The 10187-nt window shown below is 71.4% G+C and carries 8 protein-coding genes; 4 read left to right on the forward strand and 4 right to left on the reverse strand.

What is annotated here, in order from left to right; translation table 11 throughout:
- The first annotated feature begins 21 nt into the window (after positions 1 to 21).
- On the forward strand, positions 22 to 2730 hold the full coding sequence (gene ppdK / locus AB0O21_RS33375) for a pyruvate, phosphate dikinase (protein WP_365177335.1): 2709 nt from the start codon (positions 22 to 24) through the stop codon (positions 2728 to 2730).
- A 387-nt stretch (positions 2731 to 3117) separates the two neighbouring features.
- Positions 3118 to 4134, forward strand: a complete 1017-nt coding sequence (locus AB0O21_RS33380; protein ID WP_365177337.1) for a helix-turn-helix domain-containing protein — start codon at positions 3118 to 3120, stop codon at positions 4132 to 4134.
- Between the two features lie 73 nt (positions 4135 to 4207).
- On the opposite strand, the gene AB0O21_RS33385 is transcribed toward AB0O21_RS33380, so the two are convergent.
- Positions 4208 to 5368, reverse strand: a complete 1161-nt coding sequence (locus AB0O21_RS33385; RefSeq protein ID WP_365177340.1) for an alkaline phosphatase PhoX — start codon at positions 5366 to 5368, stop codon at positions 4208 to 4210.
- 290 nt (positions 5369 to 5658) lie between these two features.
- Here AB0O21_RS33385 and AB0O21_RS33390 point away from each other — a divergent pair, with 290 nt between their 5' ends.
- The gene (locus tag AB0O21_RS33390) at positions 5659 to 6120 is read left to right on the forward strand and encodes a group III truncated hemoglobin (RefSeq protein WP_365177342.1); all 462 of its coding nucleotides are present in this window, start codon (positions 5659 to 5661) and stop codon (positions 6118 to 6120) included.
- Between the two features lie 125 nt (positions 6121 to 6245).
- On the forward strand, positions 6246 to 6656 hold the full coding sequence (locus AB0O21_RS33395) for a VOC family protein (protein WP_365177345.1): 411 nt from the start codon (positions 6246 to 6248) through the stop codon (positions 6654 to 6656).
- A gap of 9 nt (positions 6657 to 6665) precedes the next feature.
- On the opposite strand, the gene nirD is transcribed toward AB0O21_RS33395, so the two are convergent.
- The 3 genes from nirD to AB0O21_RS33410 form a co-directional block, all read right to left on the reverse strand.
- The gene (gene nirD, locus AB0O21_RS33400) at positions 6666 to 6998 is read right to left on the reverse strand and encodes a nitrite reductase small subunit NirD (protein ID WP_365177348.1); all 333 of its coding nucleotides are present in this window, start codon (positions 6996 to 6998) and stop codon (positions 6666 to 6668) included.
- On the reverse strand, positions 6995 to 9523 hold the full coding sequence (nirB, locus tag AB0O21_RS33405) for a nitrite reductase large subunit NirB (protein WP_365177351.1): 2529 nt from the start codon (positions 9521 to 9523) through the stop codon (positions 6995 to 6997). The genes nirD and nirB overlap by 4 nt, the downstream gene beginning before the upstream one ends.
- A gap of 1 nt (position 9524) precedes the next feature.
- The coding region (locus tag AB0O21_RS33410) for an FAD-dependent oxidoreductase (RefSeq protein WP_365177354.1) at positions 9525 to 10187 on the reverse strand (663 nt) is incomplete at its 5' end.

The following is a 10187-nucleotide window of genomic DNA, read 5'->3' on the forward strand; positions in this document are numbered from 1 at the left end:
AGCCTCGAGGAGTCGAGACCCGTGTCGGAAAACAAAGATCAGAAGTTCGTCTACGACTTCACCGAGGGCAACCGCGACCTCAAGGACCTTCTCGGCGGCAAGGGAGCCAACCTCGCCGAGATGACCAACCTTGGTCTCCCGGTGCCCCCCGGCTTCACCATCACCACCGAGGCCTGCAAGGTCTACCTCGACAGCGGTTCGGCCCCGGCCGCGCTGCGCGACGAGGTCAGCGCCCACCTTGCCGCCCTCGAGTCCAAGATGGGCAAGAAGCTCGGCCAGTCGGACGACCCGCTGCTGGTCTCCGTGCGTTCCGGCGCCAAGTTCTCGATGCCCGGCATGATGGACACCGTCCTCAACATCGGCCTCTCCGACGAGTCCGTGACCGGCCTCGCCGCCCAGGCCGGCAACGAGCGCTTCGCGTGGGACTCGTACCGCCGCCTGGTCCAGATGTTCGGCAAGACCGTCCTCGGCATCGAGGGCGAGCTCTTCGAGGACGCCCTCGACGAGGCCAAGGCCGCCAAGAAGGTCACCGTCGACACCGACCTCGACGCCGCGGACCTGAAGAAGCTGGTCAAGGTCTTCAAGAAGATCGTGGCGAAGGAAGCCGGCCGCGAGTTCCCGCAGGACGCCCGCGAGCAGCTGGACCTCGCCGTCGAGGCGGTCTTCAACTCGTGGAACACCGACCGCGCCAAGCTCTACCGCCGCCAGGAGCGCATCCCGAGCGACCTGGGCACCGCGGTCAACATCTGCTCCATGGTCTTCGGCAACCTGGGCCCCGACTCCGGCACCGGCGTCGCCTTCACCCGCGACCCGGCCAGCGGCCACGCGGGCGTCTACGGCGACTACCTGCAGAACGCCCAGGGCGAGGACGTCGTCGCGGGCATCCGCAACACCGTGCCGCTCGCGGACCTGGAGGCCATCGACAAGGCCTCGTACGACCAGCTCATGACGATCATGACGACGCTGGAGACCCACTACAAGGATCTCTGCGACATCGAGTTCACCATCGAGCGCGGCCAGCTGTGGATGCTGCAGACCCGCGTCGGCAAGCGCACCGCCGGCGCCGCCTTCCGCATCGCCACCCAGCTCGTGGACCAGGGCCTGATCGACGAGGCCGAGGCCCTCCAGCGCGTCACCGGCCACCAGCTCGCGCAGCTGATGTTCCCGCGCTTCGACGAGGGCGCCAAGACCGAGCTGCTCGGCCGCGGCATCGCCGCCTCGCCGGGCGCGGCCGTCGGCAAGGCCGTCTTCGATTCGTACACGGCCGTCAAGTGGTCCCGCTCCGGCGAGAAGGTCATCCTGATCCGCCGCGAGACCAACCCGGACGACCTGGACGGCATGATCGCCTCCGAGGGCATCCTGACCTCCCGCGGCGGCAAGACCTCGCACGCCGCCGTCGTCGCCCGCGGCATGGGCAAGACCTGTGTCTGCGGCGCCGAGGAGCTCGACGTCGACACCAAGCGCCGCCGCATGACGGTCGGCGAGACCGTCATCGAAGAGGGCGACGTCGTCTCCATCGACGGCTCCACCGGCAAGGTCTACCTCGGTGAGGTACCCGTCGTACCCTCCCCGGTCGTCGAGTACTTCGAGGGCCGCATGCACGCCGGCGCCGACGACGCCGACGAGCTCGTCGCCGCCGTGCACCGGATCATGGCCTACGCCGACCGCGTCCGCCGCCTGCGGGTGCGCGCCAACGCCGACAACGCCGAGGACGCGCTGCGCGCCCGCCGCTTCGGCGCCCAGGGCATCGGCCTGTGCCGCACCGAGCACATGTTCCTCGGCGAGCGCCGCGAGATGGTCGAGCGCCTGATCCTCGCGGACACCGACGAGGAGCGCGAGGGTGCGCTGGCCGCCCTCCTGCCGCTGCAGAAGAAGGACTTCATCGAGCTGTTCGAGGCGATGGACGGGCTGCCCGTCACCGTCCGCCTGCTCGACCCGCCGCTGCACGAGTTCCTGCCCGACATCACCGAGCTGTCGGTCCGCGTCGCCCTCGCCGAGTCCCGCAAGGACGCCAACGAGAACGACCTGCGCCTGCTCCAGGCCGTGCACAAGCTGCACGAGCAGAACCCGATGCTGGGTCTGCGCGGCGTCCGCCTCGGCCTGGTCATCCCCGGCCTGTTCGCCATGCAGGTCCGGGCGATCGCCGAGGCCGCGGCCGAGCGCGCCAACGCCAAGGGCGACCCGCGCGTCGAGATCATGATCCCGCTCGTGGGCACCGTCCAGGAGCTGGAAATCGTCCGCGAGGAGGCCGACGCGGTCATCGCCGAGGTCGAGGCCGCCACCGGCACCACCCTCAAGCTGGCCATCGGCACGATGATCGAGCTGCCCCGCGCCGCCCTGACGGCCGCCCAGATCGCCGAGGCCGCGCAGTTCTTCTCCTTCGGCACGAACGACCTGACCCAGACGGTGTGGGGCTTCTCCCGCGACGACGTCGAGGCCAGCTTCTTCACGGCCTACCTGGAGAAGGGCATCTTCGGGGTCTCGCCCTTCGAGACCATCGACAAGGACGGCGTCGGCTCGCTGGTCCGCCACGCGGTCAAGCAGGGCCGGGCCACCCGCCCCGACCTCAAGCTCGGCGTCTGCGGCGAGCACGGCGGTGACCCCGAGTCCGTCCACTTCTTCCACGAGGTCGGCCTCGACTACGTCTCCTGCTCGCCCTTCCGGATTCCGGTGGCGCGCCTGGAGGCCGGCCGTGCGGCCGCCGAGGCGAAGGGCAGCGACAGCCGCTGACCCCCGGCCCTGAGAAGGGCCTCCGAGACGGCGCGTCTGCCCCCGGGATCCCTGACCCCCGAGGGCAGACGCGCCTATTTTTTTCCTGTTCAACAAATCTTTACGCCAGCAGGCGGTGGACGGATCCCCACCCGTCCACCGCCGCTGTCATTCTGCCGGGCACGTCGGCGCTTCCCGTGCGACCGACCGCCAGGCCCCGCAAAGCCCCCCACGGCCTTCGCGGAGCGTTTCGGTCGCATCGGAGTGTGCCCGGCGGAGTACAGGATTTCGGTTGTCACGCCTCTGCCGAAAGGGGTTTCAACTGTGGCCGAAAGGGCGTGGTGACCACGTGTGACTGCATGCATACTCATGGGGCGGGGGGATTGCGGTTGCACAGGTGGGGGTTCGGTGCTGCGTATCCATTTCACTGGAGTGGACCTGGCACGCGTACGGATGGCAGGGCGTCCCGATGCGTTGTGGGAAACGATTCTCAGCTTTCATCGGCTAAGAGACCGGCGAGATGTCCGGTTGTTCGGTGAATGGCGGACGGAATCCCGAATCAGGTTGAACAGTGAAACACGCACGCTCGGTATGCTTATACCGAGCAGGGGGTATTTCCCCGATTTCCTGACGCCCGTTGAGGGGCAGTACGGGTGGGACGTGGGCCTCGACGCCCTGCGCGGGATCCGTCCCGAGCGGATGCGGCGGGAGCTGCGCCTGCTGGTGGGCGCCGGCGGCGGCGCGGGCGCGGCCGTGCAGCCGCGGCTGCGGGAGTTCATGGAGAACGGCGCCAAGCACCTGCCGAGGCTGCTGGGCGAGCTGCGCGCGTACCACCGGGCGGCCGTCGAGCCGTACTGGAGCCACATCCAGGCCCAGATCGAGGCCGAGCGGGCCGCCCGCGGGCGCGCCCTGCTGGACGGGGGCGCGGACGAACTGCTGGCCTCGCTGCCGCCGATGCTGCGCTGGCGGGCGCCCGTGCTGGAGTGCGACTACCCCGTGGACCGGGACGTACGGCTGCGCGGGCGCGGGCTGCTGCTCCAGCCGTCCTTCTTCTGCCGCCGCACGGCGGTGACCCTGCACGACCCGGAGCTGCCGCCGGTGCTGGTCTACCCGGCCGCCGCGCAGCTGGCCTCGGCGCCGGCGGGAGGCGAGGCGGCGCGGCCGGCGGTGGAGGAGCAGCGGGTCCGCACGCTGGGCAAGCTGGTGGGGCACACCCGCTCGGTGGTGCTGCGGGCCATCGGGGACGGGGCCACCACCAGTGAGCTGGCCCGCCGGGCCGGGGTCTCGCTGGCCTCCGCGAGCCAGCACGCGTGCGTGATGCGGGAGGCGGGGCTGGTGACGACGCTGCGGCACGGGAACGCGGTGCTGCACACCGTGACGCCGCTGGGAGCCGCGCTGCTGAAGGGTGGGGCCGTGGCTTCCTGACCCCGCGGGGCCGGCTGAACGCCGGCGGGGCTGGAGATGCCGCTGCGCGGCACCTCCAGCCCCGCCTGAGGGATCAGACCCGGAACGGGCCCGTTACCTCGTAGGTGATGCCGCCGGTCGAGCTGCCGCTCGTGCCGCGCTGGCTGGAGAAGTACAGGCGGTTCCCGGCGGGGGAGAAGGCCGGGCCGGTGATCTCCGAGGAGGACTGGCCGGTGATCCGCAGGAACGGGGCGACCACGTCGTCCGGGGTGATCAGGCAGATCTCCATGTTGCCGCCGTCCTCGGCGATGTACAGGTCGCCGTACGAGGACCCGGTGACGTTGTCCACGCCCGTCAGCGGGGCCGCGCCGCCGGGGACGAGCGAGTCGTCGTAGGCCAGCTCGTAGGTGTTGTTCGCGAGGTTCAGCTGCCAGACGCGGTTGTCGCCCTTGGTGGTGAACCAGACCGTGTCGTTGGCGTAGTGGCAGCCCTCGCCGCCGTTGAACTTCTTCGAGCCCGAGACCTGGGTGCGGGTGGTCGTCGGGGAGCCGTCCGGGTCCGGGACGTTCTGCCAGGTGAAGGATCCGGAGGTGGCGGTGCCGGCGACCATCACCTGGAGGGTGCCGGAGGAGAGGTTGCCCCAGGTGGTGGGGATGAACCGGTAGAAGCAGCCGCTGCTCTCGTCCTCGGTCAGGTAGATCACCTGCCGCACCGGGTCGGCGGCCGCCGCCTCGTGCTTGAAGCGGCCCATCGCGGGGCGCTGCACGGCCGAGTTCACGCCGTACGGGTCGGTCTCGTAGACGTAGCCGAGGCTGACCTCCTCACAGGACAGCCAGGTGTTCCACGGGGTCTTGCCGCCCGCGCAGTTCTGCCGGGTGTTGGAGAGGATCCGGTAGGCGCCGGTGATGGTGCCGGAGGAGTTGAACTTCACCGCGCTCGCGCCGCCGGAGGGGTTGATCTCCGAGTTCGACACGTAGATCCAGCCCGTGCCGTCGGCGAAGCAGGCGCCGCCGTCGGGGGCGCTGTGCCACTTGTACGAGGTGGAGCCGACGTTCTGGCCCGACCGGGCGATCACGCGGCTGGTGAAGCCGGCGGGCAGCATGATGCCGTTGGCGTCGGCCGAGCCGAGGGCCCCGTAGGGGCCGGCGCCGGGCTGGGCGGGCGCCGCGTAGGCGGCCCCGTGCATCAGCGTCCCGCCGAAGGCGGCGGCGGACGAGCCGACGACGGCGCCGCGCAGGAAGGTACGACGTTCCACGGTCACTCCTGGGGGGAGGGAGGGCCCCGGGCCCGGTCGGGCGCGGGGTCGCACGCGTCGAGGAACCTAGGAGTACTGAGTTGACGCGAAGTCAACTCCTCATTACGCACGGGCGACCGCTGCGAGTTCAATCCTCCGGCAGGGATTTCCGGGCCGGTGCGTGCGTGGGGGGAAATACGCGTGCGGCGCTCGCATCCGGCCGTGCCCGGCCGCGCGTACCGGCCGGAGGCCCCGGCACCGCGGGACTTTGTCCCCTGGGGACGCCGCCGGTGCGGGAGGATGGTGGTCTCATGAACCACTTCGCCGCCGACGCCGACATCTCGGGCCGCGCCGACCTCGACGTCGTGCTGCGCCGCTTCTACACGGCCGCCTTCGCCGACGCGCGGATCGGGCCCTTCTTCACCGAGATCGCGGGCACGGACCTGGAGGTCCACCTGCCCCGCATCACCGACTTCTGGGAACGCGCCCTCTTCCGCAGCGCCGACTACCGGCGCAACGCCTTCGCACCGCACGCCGCGCTGAACTCCGCGCGGGAGATGACCGCCGCGGACTTCGGCCGCTGGGTGCAGCTGTGGCACGCGACCATCGACGGCCTGTACCGCGGGCCCAACGCGGAGCGGGCCAAGGCGCAGGGCGAGCGGATCGCCCTGACCCTGCACAAGCGCCTCGCCGGCCGGGATGCCGCGATGGAGAGCGAGGACGGTCTCGGCTTCGTCCCGCTGGCGGCGCTGGAGCTGCGCTCGGTGGCCTGACCTGCGGTTTCGTGCCCCGTGGAAAGAATCTGAAGAAATTTCCCCGGGGAGCGATGAGTTCCAGCGGCGGCCCCGGTCTACCTCTCGAAAGGCAGCGAACACCGCGCGAGAGAAGAGAGACCGAGATGTCCCAGCCCCAGATGATCTTCGTCAACCTGTCGGTCAAGGACCTGGACGCCACCAAGGCCTTCTGGGAGAAGCTCGGCTACTCCACGAACCCGCAGTTCACCGACGAGAACGCCGCCTGTCTGGTCATCAGCGACACGATCTTCGCGATGCTGCTGACCGAGGCACACTTCAAGACCTTCGCGACCAAGCCGATCGCCGACGCCGCCACCAGCACCGAGGTGATGGTGGCCCTGAGCGCCGACAGCCGCGAGAAGGTCGACGAGCTCGTCGACGCCGCCCTGGCGGCGGGCGGCACCGAACCCCGCCCGGCCATGGACATGGGCTTCATGTACGGCCGCGCCTTCGAGGACCTGGACCACCACGTCTGGGAGTTCGTGTGGATGGACCCGGCCGCCGTCCAGGGCTGAGCCGAAGCCCTACGAGGTCGCGGCGGTCCGCACCGGATAGGTCCGGACCGCCACCTCCTCGTCGTCCAGGCAGCGCCCCGACTCCAGGTCGAAGCGCTGCTTCAGCAGCGGCGAGGCCACGAAGGGGCGGCCCGCCGCCGCCCCCAGCAGGCCCCGCGAGAGCACCTGCGCCCCGGTGAAGGGGTCCCGGTTCCCGATGGCGTACGTACGCCCCGCGCGGTCGACGAACACCGCGGCCTGGCTCCCGTCGGGCAGCAGCGCCGCCACCCCGCGCCCGGGGATGAGCGAGGACAGCTCGCACACCGTGAGCCAGCCTTCCGCCACCTGCAGTTCCACGGTCATCGGACTCCTCCGATCGTCAGGACGGCCAGGTCGGGCTTGACCTGGTCGCGCTCGGGCACGAACTTCACCGTCGGGTCGGGGGCGCCCGGCGCGTTGACGAAGGACACGAACCGGCGCAGCCGCTCCGGGTCCTGGAGCGTCTCGGCCCACTCGTCCCGGTAGTGCGCCACGTGGTCGGCCATCAGGGACTCCAGCTCCGCGCACAGCCCGAGGGAGTCGTGCACGATCACGTCCCGCAGGTGCTCCAGGCCGCCCTCCAGCCGCTCCAGCCAGGTGGAGGTCCGCTCCAGCCGGTCCGCGGTGCGGATGTAGAACATCAGGAACCGGTCGATGAGCCGGACCAGTTCGGCGTCCGACAGGTCCTGGGCGAGGAGGTCGGCGTGGCGGGGGGTGGCCCCGCCGTTGCCGCCGACGTACAGGTTCCACCCGGCGGCCGTCGCGATGACCCCGAAGTCCTTGCTCTGCGCCTCCGCGCACTCGCGGGTGCAGCCGGAGACCGCCGACTTGAGCTTGTGCGGGGCGCGCAGGCCCCGGTAGCGCAGCTCCAGGTCGATGGCCATGCGGACGCTGTCCTGGACCCCGTAGCGGCACCAGGTCTGCCCCACGCAGGACTTCACCGTCCGCAGGGCCTTCCCGTACGCGTGCCCGGACTCGAAGCCCGCGTCGACGAGCCGGGCCCAGATCCGGGGGAGCTGGTCCACGCGCGCGCCGAAGAGGTCGATGCGCTGACCGCCGGTGATCTTCGTGTAGAGGCCGAAGTCGCGGGCCACCTCACCGATCACGATCAGCTTGTCCGGGGTGATCTCACCGCCCGGGATCCGCGGCACGACCGAGTACGAGCCGTTGCGCTGCATGTTCGCGAGGAAGTGGTCGTTGGTGTCCTGGAGCGCGGCCTGCTCGCCGTCGAGGACGTAGCCGCTCGCGCCGAGGGTCGGGGCGAGCGAGGCGATGATCGAGCCGACGGTGGGCTTGCAGACCTCGCAGCCGTCGCCGCCGCGGGCCTCGGCGCGGCCGTGCCCGTCGAGGAGTTCCTCGTACGAGGTCAGGCGGCGGGTGCGGACGATCTCGTAGAGCTCGGCACGGGTGAAGGGGAAGCAGCCGCACAGCCCCTTGTCGGCGGAGGCCGGCAGCAGCTGCCCGATCACCTTGAGGCAGCCGCCGCAGCCGGTGCCCGCCTTGGTGCACTTCTTGACCTCGGGGAGGGTCGTGTGGGCGGTGATCGCCTTCTTGGTGACGTTGTGGCAGGAGCAGATCACCGCGTGGTCGGGCAGCGAGGACGGGCCGAGCGCGACCGGCGCGCCGAGTCCGGCGGGCAGCACCAGCTGCTCCGGGGCGACGGGCGGCACGCTGCCGGTGAGCGGGCGCAGCAGGCCGTACGAGTCCGCGTCGCCGACCAGGACACCGCCGAGGAGGACCCCGTCGGGGGAGACGACCAGCTTCTTGTAGACGCCGGAGCGGGAGTCCGACCAGACGACGTCGAGGCAGTCGGCGGTCGCGCCGTGGGCGTCGCCGAAGGAGGCCACGTCCACGCCGAGCAGCTTGAGCTTGGTGGAGAGGTCGGCTCCGGTGAACTCCTTGTCGCGGCCCAGCAGATCGTCGGCGGCGGTCTCGGCCATCTCGTAGCCGGGGGCGACCAGGCCGTAGACGCGGCCGTCGACGGCGAGGGCGCACTCGCCGATGGCGTAGACGTACGGGTCGGAGGTGCGGCAGCGGGCGTCGACCGCAACGCCCCCGCGCTCGCCGACGTCCAGCCCGCAGTCGTGTGCCAGCTGGTCGCGGGGGCGGACACCGGCGGAGAAGACGACGATGTCGGTGTCGACGGTGGAGCCGTCGGACAGCCGCATCCCGCTGACGTGGCCGTCCTCGCCGGTCAGCACCTCCTGGGTGCCGACGCCGGTGTGGACCGTGAGGCCCATGTTCTCGATGGTGCGCAGCAGGGCCGCGCCGCCGCCCTCGTCGACCTGTACGGGCATCAGGCGCGGGGCGAACTCGACGACGCGGGTGGCGAGTCCGAGACCCTGGAGCGCGCCGGCGGCCTCCAGCCCGAGGAGCCCGCCGCCGACTACCGCGCCGCAGCTGCGGCCCTTCGCGTACTCCTCGATGGCGAGGAGGTCCTCGATGGTGCGGTAGACGAAGCAGCCGGGCGCGTCCTTGCCGGGGACGGGCGGCACGAAGGGGTAGCTGCCGGTCGCCAGGACCAGCACGTCGTACGGGAACACCTGCCCGGAGCGGGAGGTGACGGTGCGGGCGTCCCGGTCGATGTGCTCGGCCGGGTCGTCGAGGTGCAGGTCGATGCCGTGCTCCGCCATGAACCCGGCGGGCGTCAGGGACAGGTCCTCGGGGGTGCTGCCGGAGAAGTACGAGGTCAGGTGCACGCGGTCGTAGGCGGGCCGGGGCTCCTCGCAGAGCACGGTGATCCGGTGCGTGGCGGTGACCCCGCGCTCGGCGAGCGCTTCGAGGTAGCGCTGGCCGACCATGCCGTGCCCGATGAGCACGATCGTGGGCAAGGGCTCGGTCACGGTCATGTCAGTGGCCTCCGTCGTCGGTGAGCAGGTGGAACAGGTCGTGCGGTGTTTCGTCGCCCTCCCAGGTGCGGGCCAGGGCCCCCACGGTGGAGAGCTCGCCGAGCAGCACCCCGCCGATGAGGCGGTCGTCGCGGAGGACGACCTTGCGGTAGGTCCGGCGGGTGGCGTCGGCGAGGCGGACCACGTCGTCGCCGGGGCGGGGGGTGGTCTCGCCGAAGGCGGCGAGGTCGAGCGAGCCGTGCGCGCCCGGCAGGGTGAGGCGGGTGAGGGCGCGGGTGCCGGTGTAGGGGGCGGGCCGGCCGGTGAGGGTGGCGGCCAGGGCGTCGGCCTGCTCCAGCGCCGGGCCCGCCAGGCCGTACACCTGGCCGGCGTGCTCGGCGCAGTCGCCGATGGCGTGGATGAGGGGGTCGCTGGTGCGGAGGTGGTCGTCGACCACGATGCCCTTGCGGATCTCCAGCCCGGCCGCCTGGGCGAGGCCGGTGCGGGGGCGGACGCCGCAGGCGAGCACGACGAGGTCGGCCGCGAGGCGGTAGCCGTCGGCGAGCTCGACCCCGGTGACGACCCTGCGCGTGTCCCCGCCCCGCCGCTTCCCGGGCTCTGCCCGGACCCGCGGTCGTGGTGAGGGCGGGGGCCCGGGGTTACCGGGGGGGGCGGGAGGCGGCGG

This window comes from Streptomyces sp. NPDC091371, from assembly GCF_040684275.1.
Classification (GTDB): Bacteria; Actinomycetota; Actinomycetes; order Streptomycetales; family Streptomycetaceae; genus Streptomyces.

Coding starts and splice junctions, on each gene's coding strand:
- AB0O21_RS33390 (WP_365177342.1), top strand. CDS start 5,659: ATGAACCACTTCGCCGCCGACGCCGACATCTCGGGCCGCGCCGACCTC.
- AB0O21_RS33395 (WP_365177345.1), top strand. CDS start 6,246: ATGTCCCAGCCCCAGATGATCTTCGTCAACCTGTCGGTCAAGGACCTG.
- nirD (WP_365177348.1), bottom strand. CDS start 6,998: ATGACCGTGGAACTGCAGGTGGCGGAAGGCTGGCTCACGGTGTGCGAG.
- nirB (WP_365177351.1), bottom strand. CDS start 9,523: ATGACCGTGACCGAGCCCTTGCCCACGATCGTGCTCATCGGGCACGGC.